This is a genomic window from Amycolatopsis sp. NPDC048633 (assembly GCF_040650695.1).
GTDB lineage: Bacteria > Actinomycetota > Actinomycetes > Mycobacteriales > Pseudonocardiaceae > Amycolatopsis.
Genome location: NZ_JBEZHS010000025.1, coordinates 132,296 through 146,447, shown reverse-complemented (window position 1 = coordinate 146,447; position 14,152 = coordinate 132,296). Strand labels below are relative to the sequence as shown.

The 14,152-nt window shown below is 72.7% G+C and carries 18 protein-coding genes; 6 read left to right on the top strand and 12 right to left on the bottom strand.

Annotation, left to right across the window (positions count from 1 at the left end; all coding sequences use genetic code 11):
* Positions 1-93: 93 nt before the first annotated feature.
* Both AB0C38_RS34410 and AB0C38_RS34405 read right to left on the bottom strand, forming a co-directional pair.
* A complete protein-coding gene (locus AB0C38_RS34410; RefSeq protein ID WP_360681591.1) occupies positions 94-1,293 on the bottom strand; it encodes a cysteine desulfurase-like protein in 1,200 nt (399 codons plus the stop codon).
* A gap of 20 nt (positions 1,294-1,313) precedes the next feature.
* On the bottom strand, positions 1,314-1,541 hold the full coding sequence (locus tag AB0C38_RS34405) for a hypothetical protein (protein ID WP_360681589.1): 228 nt from the start codon (positions 1,539-1,541) through the stop codon (positions 1,314-1,316).
* A 107-nt stretch (positions 1,542-1,648) separates the two neighbouring features.
* On the opposite strand from AB0C38_RS34405, the gene AB0C38_RS34400 reads away from it, so the two are divergent.
* Positions 1,649-2,899, top strand: a complete 1,251-nt coding sequence (locus tag AB0C38_RS34400) for a glycosyltransferase 87 family protein (protein WP_360681587.1) — start codon at positions 1,649-1,651, stop codon at positions 2,897-2,899.
* Here AB0C38_RS34400 and AB0C38_RS34395 read toward each other — a convergent pair.
* Positions 2,850-3,287 carry a DUF4383 domain-containing protein gene (locus AB0C38_RS34395; protein WP_360681585.1) on the bottom strand — a complete coding sequence of 146 codons (438 nt, stop codon included), beginning with the start codon at positions 3,285-3,287 and terminating at the stop codon, positions 2,850-2,852. The two genes, AB0C38_RS34400 and AB0C38_RS34395, sit on opposite strands and share 50 nt — an antisense overlap.
* Positions 3,288-3,394: 107 nt before the next feature.
* Between AB0C38_RS34395 and AB0C38_RS34390 the strand changes: the two genes are divergently transcribed.
* A complete protein-coding gene (locus tag AB0C38_RS34390) occupies positions 3,395-3,856 on the top strand; it encodes an SRPBCC family protein (protein WP_360681583.1) in 462 nt (153 codons plus the stop codon).
* Here the strand turns inward: AB0C38_RS34390 and AB0C38_RS34385 are convergent.
* Together AB0C38_RS34385 and AB0C38_RS34380 are read right to left on the bottom strand one after the other, a co-directional pair.
* The gene (locus AB0C38_RS34385) at positions 3,826-5,022 is read right to left on the bottom strand and encodes an FAD-dependent oxidoreductase (RefSeq protein ID WP_360681581.1); all 1,197 of its coding nucleotides are present in this window, start codon (positions 5,020-5,022) and stop codon (positions 3,826-3,828) included. The two genes, AB0C38_RS34390 and AB0C38_RS34385, sit on opposite strands and share 31 nt — an antisense overlap.
* A complete protein-coding gene (locus tag AB0C38_RS34380; RefSeq protein ID WP_360681579.1) occupies positions 5,019-5,471 on the bottom strand; it encodes a nitroreductase/quinone reductase family protein in 453 nt (150 codons plus the stop codon). The genes AB0C38_RS34385 and AB0C38_RS34380 overlap by 4 nt, the downstream gene beginning before the upstream one ends.
* 54 nt (positions 5,472-5,525) lie before the next feature.
* Between AB0C38_RS34380 and AB0C38_RS34375 the strand changes: the two genes are divergently transcribed.
* Together AB0C38_RS34375 and AB0C38_RS34370 are read left to right on the top strand one after the other, a co-directional pair.
* A complete protein-coding gene (locus AB0C38_RS34375) occupies positions 5,526-5,972 on the top strand; it encodes a MarR family winged helix-turn-helix transcriptional regulator (protein WP_360681578.1) in 447 nt (148 codons plus the stop codon).
* A gap of 148 nt (positions 5,973-6,120) precedes the next feature.
* Positions 6,121-7,260, top strand: a complete 1,140-nt coding sequence (locus AB0C38_RS34370; protein ID WP_360681576.1) for a DICT sensory domain-containing protein — start codon at positions 6,121-6,123, stop codon at positions 7,258-7,260.
* Positions 7,261-7,293: 33 nt separating this feature from the next.
* Here AB0C38_RS34370 and AB0C38_RS34365 read toward each other — a convergent pair whose 3' ends face one another.
* Complete coding sequence (locus tag AB0C38_RS34365; RefSeq protein WP_360681574.1) at positions 7,294-7,608, bottom strand: transcriptional regulator; 315 nt, start codon at positions 7,606-7,608, stop codon at positions 7,294-7,296.
* Positions 7,605-8,423 carry a hypothetical protein gene (locus AB0C38_RS34360; RefSeq protein WP_360681572.1) on the bottom strand — a complete coding sequence of 273 codons (819 nt, stop codon included), beginning with the start codon at positions 8,421-8,423 and terminating at the stop codon, positions 7,605-7,607. Before AB0C38_RS34360 ends, AB0C38_RS34365 begins: the two co-directional genes overlap by 4 nt.
* Before the next feature lie 96 nt (positions 8,424-8,519).
* Between AB0C38_RS34360 and AB0C38_RS34355 the strand changes: the two genes are divergently transcribed.
* Positions 8,520-8,939 (top strand): RidA family protein, encoded by a 420-nt coding sequence (locus AB0C38_RS34355; protein ID WP_360681570.1) that lies wholly within the window; start codon positions 8,520-8,522, stop codon positions 8,937-8,939.
* Here AB0C38_RS34355 and AB0C38_RS34350 read toward each other — a convergent pair.
* The 3 genes from AB0C38_RS34350 to AB0C38_RS34340 all read right to left on the bottom strand — a co-directional run bounded on the left by AB0C38_RS34350 (position 8,936) and on the right by AB0C38_RS34340 (position 11,973).
* Positions 8,936-9,931 (bottom strand): YdcF family protein, encoded by a 996-nt coding sequence (locus AB0C38_RS34350; protein ID WP_360681569.1) that lies wholly within the window; start codon positions 9,929-9,931, stop codon positions 8,936-8,938. The genes AB0C38_RS34355 and AB0C38_RS34350 overlap by 4 nt on opposite strands.
* 87 nt (positions 9,932-10,018) lie before the next feature.
* A complete protein-coding gene (locus AB0C38_RS34345) occupies positions 10,019-11,542 on the bottom strand; it encodes a catalase (RefSeq protein WP_360681567.1) in 1,524 nt (507 codons plus the stop codon).
* The gene (locus AB0C38_RS34340) at positions 11,539-11,973 is read right to left on the bottom strand and encodes a Fur family transcriptional regulator (RefSeq protein ID WP_360681566.1); all 435 of its coding nucleotides are present in this window, start codon (positions 11,971-11,973) and stop codon (positions 11,539-11,541) included. Before AB0C38_RS34340 ends, AB0C38_RS34345 begins: the two co-directional genes overlap by 4 nt.
* 105 nt (positions 11,974-12,078) lie before the next feature.
* Between AB0C38_RS34340 and AB0C38_RS34335 the strand changes: the two genes are divergently transcribed.
* A complete protein-coding gene (locus tag AB0C38_RS34335; protein ID WP_360681564.1) occupies positions 12,079-12,435 on the top strand; it encodes a DNA polymerase ligase N-terminal domain-containing protein in 357 nt (118 codons plus the stop codon).
* A 25-nt stretch (positions 12,436-12,460) separates the two neighbouring features.
* Here the strand turns inward: AB0C38_RS34335 and AB0C38_RS34330 are convergent, their stop codons facing one another.
* Together AB0C38_RS34330 and AB0C38_RS34325 are read right to left on the bottom strand one after the other, a co-directional pair.
* Positions 12,461-13,144, bottom strand: a complete 684-nt coding sequence (locus AB0C38_RS34330; protein ID WP_360681562.1) for a DUF998 domain-containing protein — start codon at positions 13,142-13,144, stop codon at positions 12,461-12,463.
* 117 nt (positions 13,145-13,261) lie between these two features.
* Complete coding sequence (locus AB0C38_RS34325) at positions 13,262-14,128, bottom strand: NAD(+)/NADH kinase (protein ID WP_360681560.1); 867 nt, start codon at positions 14,126-14,128, stop codon at positions 13,262-13,264.
* Positions 14,129-14,152 lie beyond the last annotated feature (24 nt).

Below are 14,152 nucleotides of genomic sequence, written 5' to 3'. Positions count from 1 at the left end.
AGCGCCCCAATGTGGCCTTGGTTGCGTTGAACGCACCCAAGGGGCCCTTCGGTGCGTTCAACGCACCGAAGGCCACATTGGGGCGCTTCGGACCTAGCCGCGGGGGACCGACTCGACTCCGGCCAGGAGCGCGTCGACGTCGGCTTCCGTCGTGTACGGCGCGATCCCGGCCCGCACCGCGCCCGTGTCGCCCAGACCCAGGTGCCGCGAGCACTCGATCGCGTAGAAGCTTCCCGCCGGCGCGTTGACGCCCTGCGCGCCGAGGTGCTCGTACACCGCCTGCGGCGCGACACCGTCGACCGCGAACAACGCGGTCGGGGTCCGGTGGCGCGAAGGCCGGCCGTACCGGGTCACCCCCGGAAGCGCGGCCAGCCCCGCGTCGAGCCGGGTGAGCAGCGCGTTTTCGTGCTCCTCCAAAGCGGACAGCGAGGCGACCAGCCGGGCCCGGCGCGTCCCCGAGCCGGGGACGAGATCGGCGAGGAAGTCGATCGCCGCCGTCGTTCCGGCCAGGAGCTCGTACGGGAGCGTCCCCAGCTCGAACCGCTCGGGGACGGCGTCGGTCGACGGCAGCAGCTTGTCCGGGTGCAGCGTCTCCAGCAACGACGGCGCCGCCGCGACGAGGCCGAGGTGCGGGCCGAGGAACTTGTACGGCGAGCAGGCGTAGAAGTCGGCCCCCAGCGCCGTGACGTCGACCGCCGCGTGCGGCGTGAGGTGGACACCGTCGACGTACAGCAGCGCGCCCGCGTCGTGCACCGCCGCGGCGATCGCCGGGATGTCCGGCCGGGTGCCGAGCAGGTTCGACGCCGCGGTCACCGCCACTAGCCGCGTCCGCGGCGACAGCAGGTCCGTGACGGCGGAAACGGCCAGCTCGCCCGTCGCCGGGTCGAAGTCCGCCCAGCGCACCGTCGCCCCGGCGGCCTCCGCGGCCTGGACCCACGGCCGGATGTTCGCGTCGTGGTCGAGCCGGGTGACGACGACCTCGTCGCCCGGGCCCCAGGTCTTCGCGAGCGCCCGGGAGAAGTCGTAGGTCAGCTGCGTCATGCTGCGCCCGAACACGACCCCGGCCGGGTCGGCGGCGAGCAGGTCGGCGGCGGCCTGGCGCGCCTCGGCGACCACCGCGCTCGCCCTGCGCTCGGCCGCCGTGACGACCCCGCGGTTGGCGATCCCGGAGCACAGCGTGCCGGCCACCGCCTCCCCGACGACATCGGGAACCTGCGAGCCGCCCGGTCCGTCGAAGTGCGCGGCGGCCAGGGCGGGGAAGTGCTTGCGGATCGTCCGGACGTCGTAGCTCATGGCGCCAGCGTGCCAGGAACTCACCGGGCGCGGTTGCGGGCGTGGTCGCGGGCCTGGCGCTCGTTGCCGTGCTTGTAGTTGCCGGTCGCGCGGGCCATCAGCAGCTGCTGGTCGTCCCCGCGGTCCGCCGCGGCCAGGAAGCGCGCGGCGGCGGATCCGCGCAGCGTCCCGGCCGGACGGCCGTGGTGCGTGATCGTCACGGTGCCGCTTTCGTCGATGCGGTAGGTGAAGCCGGTCGGTGTCCCCATCCGTTCAGGCTGGCACGGTGGGCAACCCGTTTTTCGGGGGAAGGCCCGGGGAAGGCCCGGGGGTTTCCCGGATGGCGCTCGCCCGGGGACGCGACAGAATGCAAAAGATGATCAGAGGGGGACGAGGGGTGCGGGCCAAGCTGGGGAACGCGTACGTGCTGCTGGGCGCGCAGGCGCTCGTGCTGGTGGCGCTGCTCGTGTCGTACAACGACGGCCGGTGGCGGTTCCCCGCCTACCGCGTCGACCTGGACGTCTACCGGCTCGGGTCGGCGGCGCTGCTGCACGGCGAAGCGCTCTACGGCACGCTCCCGCCCACCGGCGACGGTCAGCTCCTGCTGTTCACCTACCCGCCGTTCGCGGCGATCGTGCTGGCCCCGCTGGCGGTGCTGCCGTACTGGGCGGCCTGCCTCGTGGTCACCGTCGGCACCCTCGGTCTGCTCGCGTTGGTGCTGGTCACGGTGCTCCGCGCGCTGGGCGCGCGCTGCGACTGGCGGCGGGTCGGAGCGCTGCTGCTGGCCGCCGAGGTCCTCGAGCCGGTCCTGCGCACGGTGTACGCGGGCCAGCTCGACCTGCTGCTGCTCGCGCTCGTCGTCCTGGACGTCCTGGTGGACACCCCACGCTGGCCGCGCGGCCTGCTGATCGGGCTCGCCGCCGCGATCAAGCTGACCCCGGCGATCTTCCTGCTGTACCTCCTGCTCCGCCGGGACACCCGGGCGGCCGTGACCAGCGTCGTCACCTTCCTGGCCGCGACGGCGCTGGGCTTCCTGCTCGCCGGTGCGGATTCGGCGCGGTACTGGACCAGCGCGCTCTGGGACACCGGCCGCGTCGGCGAGCCGACCTACGCCGGCGACCAGTCGCTGCTGGGGCTGCTCGCCCGGGCCGGGGTGCCGGCGGACGCGCGGACCGCGTGGTGGCTGCCGCTGGTCGCGGTGGTGCTCGTGCTGACCGCGCTGGGTGTGCGGCGCGCGCTGGCGGCGGGGGAGAAGACCGTCGCGCTCGGCCTGAACGCCGTCGGCGGGCTGCTCGTCTCGCCGATTTCGTGGACGCACCACTGGGTCTGGGCCGTCGTCGTCCTGCTCGGCTGGGCGGCGCTGGCTCGGCGTACGCGCCGCCGCGGGTTCGCCGTCCTCGCCGGGGTGGGCGCGGTGCTGTTCGTCGCCGGGCCGCAGTGGTGGTGGCCGCGCGGCGGCGAGGTGGAGCGAGACTGGTCCTTCCTCCAGCAGCTGACCGGCAACGGCTATGTCCTTTTCGGACTCGCGGTGCTGGTCACCGCGGTGCTCGTGCGGTTCCCGCGGCCGGCTGACGACCTCAGCGGCGCGGTTCCGGCCGGCGCCACAGCCAGCCCGCTCCGAGGATGAGCATCGCCGTGCCGAGGGCCAGCGCGAGGCAGATCCCCGCGGTGTTCAACGGCAGCGTGTCGGTGACCGCCCGCGGCAACGGCAGCAGCCCGACGAGGCCGACCACGGCGTAGCACGCACCGGCGATGAGCAGGAACCGGGCGGCGGCGCGGGACGACCGGGTGCAGAACACCGCGGCGGCGCCGGTCAGCAGGTGCACCAGCGTCCACGCCCCCGATACCGCGAAGACGCCGAAGAGGGCCCGCGCGGCCCCTTCGCCGACCGTGACCCCCGGCATCAGCTCGAACGCGCCCAGCATCAGGAACAGCAGGCCGATCAGCATGCCCATGCCCTGCACGGGGGCGGGGCCCCGCTTCGGCATCCGGGTCTCGGGTTCCGTGGTCGTCATGCTTGACGGATGCCCAGTGTGGGCCCGTTTAAAGCACCTTTGCGGGGGTTGTTCCGCGGCGGTAGGGGTAACCGGGGCGCGATCCGACCGCCGACGAGGAGCTGACGATGACCGAGTACCGCCACACCGCGACCGCCGACGTCCCGGCCGACGAGCTGTTCGCCTTCCTGAGTCACCCCGAGAACCTGCCGCGGTACTTCCCGGACATGAAGGTCGCCGAGCCGAAGGGCGGCGACACCGTGCACGTCGAAGCCGAAGTGCACGGCAAGCGGGTCGCGAGCGAGGCGTGGCTGCACACCGACACGGCGAACCGCTCGCTGTCCTGGGGCGCGGAAGGTCCCGACGACTACCACGGCGAGCTGCGGATCGCCGAAGACGGCCCGGCGTCGTCGGAGATCACCGTGACGCTGCACAGCGTCCGCGAAGCCGATGGTGGCGAGGTCCAGCAGGGTCTCGAACGCACAGTGGCCGCGATGACCCACGCGGCGAGCGCCGACGCCGACGTCGAAGCGGCGCAGGGTCAGGGTGGCTGGGCGTCCTACGACGCCAAGAAGGACTCGTCGAGCTGAGGCGGGAACGGCCCGTAGGCGTTGCTCCGCGCGCCGCGGGTGCGGAGTGCGGGGACTGTGAACAAGAACTTGAGCAGGGCCGGGGGCGCGGTGCCGCGGCCGCGCGCCCTCGCGGCGGCGGCGCGCTTCTCGACCCGGACCTGGTCGGCCTGGACGCGCTCGATCGCGCGGATCCGGTCGGCCTGGACGCCGGCGAGGACGTCCGGCCCGGCGTCGCCGCGGCGCAGGGCCGGGATCAGGCGGTTCGCCGCCGCGACGGCGTCCTGGATCGCCATGAGGATCCCGTTGCCGCCGACCGGGGAGATGACGTGCGCCGCGTCGCCGAGCAGCAGCAGGCCCGGGCGGTGCCAGCGCTCGACGCGGGAGATGTCCACCGACAAGAGCGTCGTCTGGGAGAAGTCGGTCAGCAGGTGCGCGCGGTCGGCCAGCCACGGCACCCGGGCGCGGAGGAACGCGCGGATCGGCTCGACCCCGCGTTCGCGCAGGGCCGAGTACGAGCCCTTCTCGATGCTGTAGCCCACCTGCCAGTCGTGGACCCCGCCGAGGACGCCGACGTAGGCGTCGTGCCCGAAGTAGAGATCGAGGTCGGCGTCGGGCGGGTCGCCGGGGGAGCGGGGGAGGCGGAACCAGAGCAGGTCGGTGGTGGCGCCGAGCGGCCGCGCGTCGAGGCCGGCGAGCCGCCGCACGGTGGAGAAGCGGCCGTCGGCGCCGACCACCAGCGACGTCGTGAGCTCGCCGCCGCGGTACCGGACGCCGGTGACCTTCCCGTCGTCTTCGAGAAGGCGGGTGACCTTGGCGTTCGTCCGCAGCGTGAACGCCGGCAGCGCGGCCGCCCGCTCGGCGAGGAAGTCGAGGAACCGCACCTGCGGCATCAGGGCGACGTAGCCGAACGGCGTGTCCAGGCGGTCGTAGTCGGCGCAGCTGTAGACGCCGGACGGGGTGTGGAAGCGGAACGACCGGGCCTTGAAGTGGTCGAGCCGCAGGAGGTCTTCGGCCAGGCCGAGCCGGTCGAGGAGTTCGAGGGTGTAGGGGTGCAGCGAGTCGCCGCGGAAGTCGCGGTCGAAGTCGGAGCGGGCCTCGAGCACCGTGACCCCGATCCCGGCGCGGGCGAGCAGGTAGCCGAGCAGCAGCCCGCCGGGGCCGCCGCCCGCGACGGCGACGCTCACGCTGTGTCCACTGTGTCCACTGTCGACAGTCGGAACACCGCCATCCCGGCCAGGTGCTGCTTGATCTGCGCCGGGCTCGCGTCCTGGGGGACCGGGAAGGCCTTGACCGCCCACGGCACGGACATCGCGGCCAGGTACGTCGCGACCACGCCGGCGGCCTCGTCTCCGTCGACGAGGTCCGCGTGGCAGTCCTGTCGTTCGCCGGCCGCGAGCAAGGCGCACTCCGGCGCGTCGAAGAGGTTCGCGACCCAGTCGCGGTCGCGCACGGGCGAGACGAGGTAGCGCCCGCCGTCCCACGCGACGACGGCCAGCGGCACGCGCCGCGGCTCGCCGGTGCTGCGGCCGCGGGTCTCGACGACGCGCAGCGCGTACCCGCCTTCGGGAGGCGCCTCGCTCGGGGCGCCGATCAGCTTGGCGGTCATTTCGGCGTTCATCGCTCGCACGTCCACGCGGTCCACGGTAGCAAAACTAGCTAGATTGTCTAGCTACCTTAGAATGGGCACGTGGAAGACAGTGTCGCGTTCCGGGTGAACCTCGCCCTGCGAGACCTGCTGGCGCTCGCCCACGACGTCCAGCTGGCCCTGGCCCGGCGCCTGGACCTCGGCGCGACCGACGTGCAGGCCCTGCAGCACTTGGCGTCGGGCACGCCGATGGGCACGGTCGACCTGGCGCACGCGCTCAAGATCCGTTCCGCGTCGGCGACCGTCCTGGTCGACCGGCTGGAGGCCGCCGGCCACGTCCGCCGCGACCGCCACCCCAGCGACGGGCGCCGGGTCACGCTGGTCATCGCCGACGCCGCGCGCACCGAGGTCCGGGCGGCGCTGGCCCCCTTGGTCGAGGCGATGACCCGGCTGACGGAGGACCTGGAGCCGGGGCAGGCCGAAGTCGTGGCGAAGTTCCTCGGCGACACGACGGAAGTGCTGCGCACGTACACGGGCGAGCCGCGCTAGTCCGTCCGAGACTTGCGGACCGTGACGAAGTTGTCGCCCGAGAGGATGATCGGCGCCCCTTTCGAGTTCACGCCATTGTGTGGCTAGCCGGGCGGCCTTTGGTCTTTTACGGTGATTGCTTCCCTTTCTCCGGCGAAGGCGATCCTCCGTGCCCGACGCAGACCAGCGCGCTGGCGTGCTGTCCAAGCGCGCTCTGGTGACCGCGTCCCACGCCGTCGAGCGCGCGGCGCTCGCCGACGGGACGGGCGCGGACACCGTGGTGTTCGCGCTGTTCCAGCGGTTGCCGTACTTCGAACGCGAACGCGAGGTCTACGCGCGGATCGCGCGGAAGGCGGCCGTCACGGTCGTCGGCATGGTCGACTCGGGCCGGCCCGATCTGCCGCACGGCGTCACGCCGGTGCTGCTGCGCCCGGACGAGCCGATGGCGCGGGAATGGTCGGTCGCCGTGCTGTCGCCGACCTTCGGGGCCTCGGTCGTCGCGCAGGACCTGGACGAGGTCGACCCGCAGGCGTCGTCGGTCGAGCGGGCGCGGTTGTTCCGCGGCCGCTGGGGCCTGCGCCGCGACGAGGCGTACGCCGAGGTCGTCCGGCTTCGCGACGCCATGGGCGACCGGCTGCCCCCGGCGGTGCGGCGGAAGGTCGGCGAGGTCCTGGCGTCGGTGGAGACCCCCGCGGCGGTCGACGTCGAGAGCCGGGCGGAAGCGGCGCTGCGGCACGTGGCGGCCCGGCTGGACGAAGCCCGCGCGCCGGCGCCGGCCTCGTCCGGCCCGGCCGTCGACCCGGACACCGGGCTCGACACCCTGGCGGGCCTCACGCGGTGGCTCGGCGACGCGACCGACACGGTGCCGCTCGGGCTGGTGCTCGTCGCGGTCGACGACCTCGCCGCGGTCGAGCGGCGCCACGGCACCCGCGTCCGGATGCACACGGAGCAGAACATCGCCGACCTGCTGCGCGGGGGACTGCGCCCGCTCGACCGCGCGGTCCGGCTCGGGCCGGGGGAGTTCCTGGTGATCCAGCCGGCGGTGCCCGCGGCGGAGCTGACGTCTCGCAGCCACCACCTCGAGCGACGGCTGGCGGCACTGCACGCGACGTACCCGTTCGTGGACCTGCACCCCCGCACGACGACGCTGCTGACCCGCCGGCGCCCGCTGCCGCTGCCCCAGCTGCGCGCCCAGCTGCGCGAGGTCCCGGCGGTGACGCTGTGGCCGCCGAGCCAGGGGTCGCTGCCGATTCCCCCGGAGCCGCAAGGCTTGGTGCTGCGCTCGGGGGCGGGTGCCTGGTTCCGCTGACGGCCTTTCGTATAACGGCCTATACGACGAGCCTCAGGTAGCCGCGTTTTCGATCGCGGACACCAGGGCGCGCAGCGCGGCTACCTCCGCAGAGAGGGCCCGCCGGCCGGCCGGGCTGATGGTGATCCACGTGCGGGGCCGCTTGCCCTCGTACCCCTTTTCGACGTCGATCAGCCCGGCCTCCTCGAGGATCGTGACGTGCCGCGACAGGTTCCCGGCCGTCATGTCCAGGGTCCGGCGCAGGTAGCCGAAGTCGACCTTTCCCGCCTCGGCCGTGATGGTGAGGATGCCGAGCCGGTGCCGCTGGTGCACGGTCTCGTCGAGGCCGGCCGCGGGGTGCTCGCTCATGCGCGCGCCCGCCGCTCGTGCCACGCCGCGAAGGCCCCGCCCGCGAGCAGCACGAGCCCCGGCAGCAGCGTGTTCGTGAACGCCTTCGTGGCTTCGCCTTCGTAGCGCGCGAAAACACCGAGGTGGAAGAAGACGTTCTGCATGTTGTAGAAGTTTGCCAGCAGGGCCGCGGCGGCGAAGAGCCCGCTGATGACGCCGAGTACCCGGCTGCGTTCGAGCCACGCCAGCGCGACCAGGCCGAGCGCGATCGTGACGAGCGGCGCGTAGGGCCGCACCGGAGCGAACTGGAGGTCGAGCATCGCGAGTGCGATGAGGCCGAACACCATCGCGGCCGCCGTCGCGACGCCCCGGCGGGCGAGTCGCGGCCGCAGCCACAGCGCACCGCCGAGCGCGAGCACGGCGGCGGCCGCCACCGGGACCGTGAAGGACGGCTGGGCGTACGGCGACCGATCGACGCGGTAGGCGAAGGATTCGACCACCGGGAACCCGAAGGAGATCGCGAGGACGCCGACCAGTCCGATGGCGAGGTAGCCGCGGACCGGCGTCCGCACCCCGCGGCGGGTGCCGCGGTAGAGGTACCACGCGGCCGTCGCCAGGAACCCGCCGACGACCACGGCCAGCCAGTAGAGCTGCAGTGGCGTGCCGAACCCGACGCTCGCGACTTCGAAGCGGCGCGGCCCGCCTCCGGCCCACAGTGGCGCCAGCAGTACGAGCACGCCGAACAGGAACAACGGCGGCACGTACGCGTGGCGGTCGGCCCGGGTCCGGGCCCGCAGGCGGGAGATCTCGTCGAGCAGCACGGCGGGTTCGGTCATCGTCTCCCCAGATTCGTAACTGGTTTATTTGGCAAACCAGATCTGTGGGCGAACCTAGCGTGCGCCGGGCCCGGCGGGGAACCCGGGTCTGCGATCATGAACGGCGTGAAGCCGCGCCGCTGGAACCCGGACACCGTCGCACCGCCGCTCGGGCGGTACAGCCACCTGGCCGAAGTGCCCGCCGGGCACCGGCTCGTCTTCCTCGCCGGCCAGCTCGGCGTGGGACCGGACGGCGCGGTCGTCGCGGCCGGCGCCGAAGCGCAGGCGCGGCAGATCTTCGCCAACCTCGAAGCGCTGCTCGCGGCCGAGGGGGCCGGACCCGAGCACCTCGTCAAGCTGCTGACGCTGGTCACGGGCACCGAGCACCTCGCCGGGTACCGCGCCGCGCAGGCCGAGGTGTTCGCGCGCTGGTTCCCGGTCGGCGACTTCCCGGCGTCGACCCTGGCGGTCGTGGCAGCGCTGGCGGGGCCGGACTACGCGGTGGAGGTCGAGGCGGTCGCCGCCGTGCCCGCCTAGGCGAAGATCGCCAGCGCCAGCCCGGTGCCGATGATCAGCACGCACGCCGCGACCGTCGTGCGCCGGTAGTGGAGGATCAGTGCCGCGAACTCGCGCAGCAGCGCGCTGGGCAGGAAGTACCGCGCGGTCGGCGCCCCCGTCGCGTCGAACGGCAGGCCCAGCCGGCGGCATTCCACCGCGGTGCGGAAGACGTGGTAGTTGCTCGTGACGGCCAGCACCCGGTGCGAGCGCACGCCGCCGGGCAGCAGTTCGGCCGAGAACGCGAGGTTCTCCTCGGTCGTCGTCGCGCGGTCCTCGCGGCGGATCCGGTCCTCCGGGATTTCCCGCGAGCGCAGGTATTCGTGCATCGCTTCGGCTTCGGTCATCGTCTCGCCGGGCCCCCGGCCGCCCGACACCACGAGCAGCGGAGGCGTCGCTTCGCGCTCGTACAGCTGGATCGCGCGGTCGAGCCGGGCGGCCAGCAGCGGCGTCACGCGATCGCCGGCCAGGCCGCAGCCGAGGACGATGACCGCGTCGAACCCCACGCGCCGCCGCAGCCGGCCGTACAGGATCGAATACCCGAACAGGGACGCGAACAGGAACCCGAAGTAGCAGGCGAGCACCACGGCGATGGCCACCAGCGCCGAGCCCCACCGCCCGAGGGGCGCGAAGAACAGCCCTTCGAGCACCAGCATGCCCACGCCGAGGGCGAAGGACAGCAGGTTCGCGAGGCTCCGGCCTTCGCGCCGCACCATCCCGACACCGTTGACGATCAGCGCGGCGGGCAGGACCACCGCGATGACCACCGCGACGACGGCCACCAGCCCGACCAGGATCGGCGTCAGCCACTCCAGGTGCAGGGCCGCGCGCAGCGCCCACAACCCGGTCAGCAGCAGCGCCACCCCGAGCCAGACGGCGTTGCCGAGCCGGCGCGGTTCGCGGGCCAGGCGGACCGCGAACACGAGCAGTGCCGCCGCGGCACAGGCGGGCAGCACGACATCGGTGACGCTCACCCGGCCTCCCCACCTCCCGTGAAGAGGCCAACGTAGAGCACGCGGACCCGGTGGGCTCCCACCGGGTCCGCGTCCTCTGTGGACTGATCAGGCCTTGTGCTGCATGCTGGACCGCGCCGGGTTGCCCTGGTCCGCCGCCTTCGGGTCGGTCTCGTCCTGCTTGGCGCGCACACCCGACTCGATCCGGTCGCCGACGTCCTTGTCGACGTTGCGCCAGTAGTCGAACGCGCGCGCCAGCACCGGCTCGCTCACGCCGTTGAGCAGGTGCCCGACGACGTTGTCGACCAGCCGGCTGCGGGCGTCCTCGTCGAACACCTCGCGGACCATCGTCCCGGCCTGGCCCCAGTCGTCGTCGTCCTCGCGCAGCGTGTACGCCGTACGGACCATGTCGCCGTCGGTGTGCCAGCCCGAAGGCTGCCCGTACCGGGCGACGTCGGCCTGCGGGCCGCCCTTGGAGTTCGGCGCGTACACCGGGTCGGACACCTTCGTGTACCGCATCGCGCCGTCCTTGCTGTAGCTGTGGACGGGGGCGACGGGGGCGTTGACCGGGAGCTGCTTGTAGTTCACGCCGATCCGGTAGCGGTGCGCGTCCGGGTAGGAGAACAGCCGTCCGAGCAGCATCTTGTCCGGGCTCGCGCCGATGCCCGGCACCAGGTTGCTGGGTTCGAACGCCGCCTGCTCGATCTCGGCGTGGTGGTCGGTCGGGTTGCGGTCCAGCGTCATCCGGCCGACGTCGATCAGCGGGTAGTCGGCGTGCGGCCACACCTTCGTCAGGTCGAACGGGTTGAACCGGTAGGTCTTGGCGTCCTCGAACGGCATGACCTGGACCTTGAGCGTCCAGCTCGGGTGGTCGCCGCGCTCGATCGACTCGTACAGGTCCCGCGTGTGGTAGTCGGTGTCGGCCGACGCCATCTGGTCGGCCTCGTCCTGGGTGAAGGTCTCGACGCCCTGGTCGGTCTTGAAGTGGTACTTCACCCAGAACCGCTCGCCGCCCGCGTTGACCCACATGTAGGTGTGCGAGCTGTAGCCGTTCATGTGGCGCCAGGTCCGCGGGATCCCGCGGTCGCCCATCAGCCAGGTGACCTGGTGCGCCGACTCCGGCGACAGCGTCCAGAAGTCCCACTGCATGTCGTGGTCGCGCAGGTTGTTGTCGGCGCGGCGCTTCTGCGAGCGGATGAAGTGCTGGAACTTCAGCGGGTCGCGGATGAAGAAGACCGGGGTGTTGTTCCCGACCATGTCGTAGTTGCCTTCGCTGGTGTAGAACTTCACCGCGAAGCCGCGCGGGTCGCGCCAGGTGTCGGGGCTGCCCCGCTCGCCGGCGACGGTGGAGAACCGGATCAGCAGGTCGGTCTTCGTGGCCGGCTGGAACACCGCGGCTTTCGTGTATGCGCTGACGTCGCCGGTCACCTCGAACCGCCCGAACGCGCCGCTGCCCTTGGCGTGCGGCTGCCGCTCGGGGACGCGCTCGCGGTTGAACTGCGCCATCTGCTCGATGAGGTAGTTGTCGTGCAGCAGGATCGGGCCGTCGGGGCCGACGGTGAGGGAGTGTTCGTCGCTTTCGACCGGGATACCGGCGTCGGTGGTGGTCGGTTCGGGATGGGACTGCGTCACGGTGATGCCTCTTTCCGGAAAGTGGTGCGGCAGCCGGGGCAGACGCCCCAGAACACCACTTCCGCTTCGTCGATCAGGAAGCCGTGCGCGTCGCCCGGGGTCAGGCACGGGGCCGCGCCGACCAGGCAGTCGACGTCCTCCGTCCGCCCGCAGCGGCGGCACACGACGTGGTGGTGATTGTCCCCGGCCCGCCGTTCGAACCGTGCCGGATGGCCCGGCAGCTCGATCCGCCGGATCAGGCCGGCCTCCGCGCACGCGCCCAGGACGTCGTAGACCGCCTGGGTGGACACGGATCCCAGCACCGAGCGGACCCCGGTGCCGATTTCGTCCACTGTGGAATGAGGATGCCCGGCCAGCCACGTGAGCACCGCCCGCCGGGGCGCGGTGACGCGCAGGCCGGCGGCCCGCAGCGTGGTGGTCACATCGCTCATGACACCCCACCGTCCGCGCTTTTCTGGATCGGGTCAAGTCCTCGGATGGACGGTTTGAGCGCCCGGAAAGCGGGTACATGCGCGGCTTTCTGGCATGGTGAAAAGGTGAGACCGGCCTTCGTTCTGCACGAGCACTGGCGCCCGCGGCACCACTTCGACCTCCGGCTGGAGGAGGACGGCGTGCTGCGCTCGTGGGCGGTCCCGCGCGGCCTCCCGCCGGACGCGAGCGGCAACCGGCTCGCGGTCGCCGTCCCCGACCACGCGATGGACCACCTCGCCTACGAGGACGACACGAAGAAGGTCGCCGACACCGGCTGGTGGGAGGAGCACGACCGGACGGCGAAGCGAATCCTGTTCACCCTCCACGGCCGGACGGAGTCGGTCCGGTACGCGCTGATCCGCACCGACCGGGACTGGCTCCTGCACCGCACCCGCGACCAGCCGGGAGACGCGACGTCCTGAACTCGCGCGGCGCCCGGTGTGCCGGTCAGGCTGTCCGGAGCTGAACCCCGGCGCGCATCGCCCGGTGGGCCCAGTGGCCGAGGACGGCGAGCAGCGCGATCTCCAGCACCATCATCAGGCGCTCCACCAGGCCGGTCGCGACCGTCGGGAGGTGGCCGCCGAGGACGACGTTCACCGCGAACGGCACGATGAACGGCAGGTAGAACGGGATCGCGGCCAGCGCCAGGCGCCGTGACCAGGTGGCGAACCGGCGCCAGCGCGGGTCGTCGCGGTGGCGGCGGCCCAGCGCCCAGCCGACGACCGGCAGGCTGAGGCACGTCACGGCCGAGGCGTAGAGGTGGATCTTGCCGGTGGCGGTGATGGCGCCGCCCTGCGGATCCTTCGCGAAGACCGCGACCGCGAGCAGGCTGAGGCACCACAGCGCCTTCGCCGCCACCAGCGCCGGGTTGGCCAGCAGGCCGCGGTGGTAGAGCGCGACCAGCAGCAGCGCCGACCCCGTGCTGGTGAGCAGCAGCGCGCCGTCCCACATCCAGCGGCCCGGGCTCAGCGCGTAGTCGCTGAGCATCGTGCTGACCGGGTCGAGCGGCGCGAGCCGCCGGTCGAGGTGCAGCACGGCCAGCAGGACGACGGCGCCGGCGAAGGCGGTCAGCGCTCCGGGTACGAGCAGCCGGGCACGGAGTGAAGGACGGACGGGTGAAGGGGACAGCATGCGTTAAGACACTCCGCGACGGCTCGGCTGGTTCAGGCGCAAGCCGCGGACGCTACCTGTGACCTTTCCGTGACCATCGCGGGACACGCCCGAGATGTGACGCGGGACACCGCGCGGTCAGTGGTCGCCGTCCTGCGGGATCTCAGCGGAGTCCGTGAGCCGCAGCTTGCGCCGCGCCCGCTGGTAGAACGTCGTCATCCCGAGCCGGACCACCCGCGCCGCGCTGGGCCGGGCGTGCAGGTCGAGGCGGTCGCCGGGGGAGACGTAGCCCGCTACCTGGCCGTCGACCTCCACCGCCAGCCGGCCGCTGGTCGGCAGCAGCTCCAGCGTCACTTCGTCGTGCACCGACAGGACGATCCCCCGGCTGTACGCGGAGTGCGGCGCGGCGGGCGTGACCAGCAGCGCCTCCACCGCCGGGCTCGTGATCGGACCACCGGCGGAGAAGCTGTACGCCGTCGAGCCGGTCGGGGTGGCGACGACCACCGCGTCCGCCGAGTAGCTCACGAACGGCTGGCCGCCGACGCGGACCGCGACCACCGCGCTGCCTTCGCCCGGCACCCGCACCACCGCGATGTCGTTGAACGCCGTGATCCGGCGCCCCTCCAGCACGGCGTCCACGGCCAGCCGCGGCTCCACCGTGAACTGGTTCTCGTCGATGGCCGAGAGCGCGCCGGGCAGGTCGGGGACGTCGACCTCGGCGAGAAAGCCCAGCTTGCCGAGGTTCACGCCCAGCACCGGCGCGCGCTGCCCGTCGGCGAGCCGCATCGCCCGCAGCATCGTGCCGTCGCCGCCCAGGCTGACCACCAGGTCGGACCGCCGGCCGAGCTCCTCGGCCGTCACCCCGACCGCCGCGCAGTTCAGGCGGACGATCTCGTCGGCGATGCCGAGGATCTCGATGTTGCGGTTGCCGGCCCAGCCGAGCACGGCCTCGACGGCGGCCGCCGAGTCGCGGCGGGGGTGCAGCACGAGTCCCGCGGAGCGCATGTCAGCGGCCCCGGGCGGGTGAAA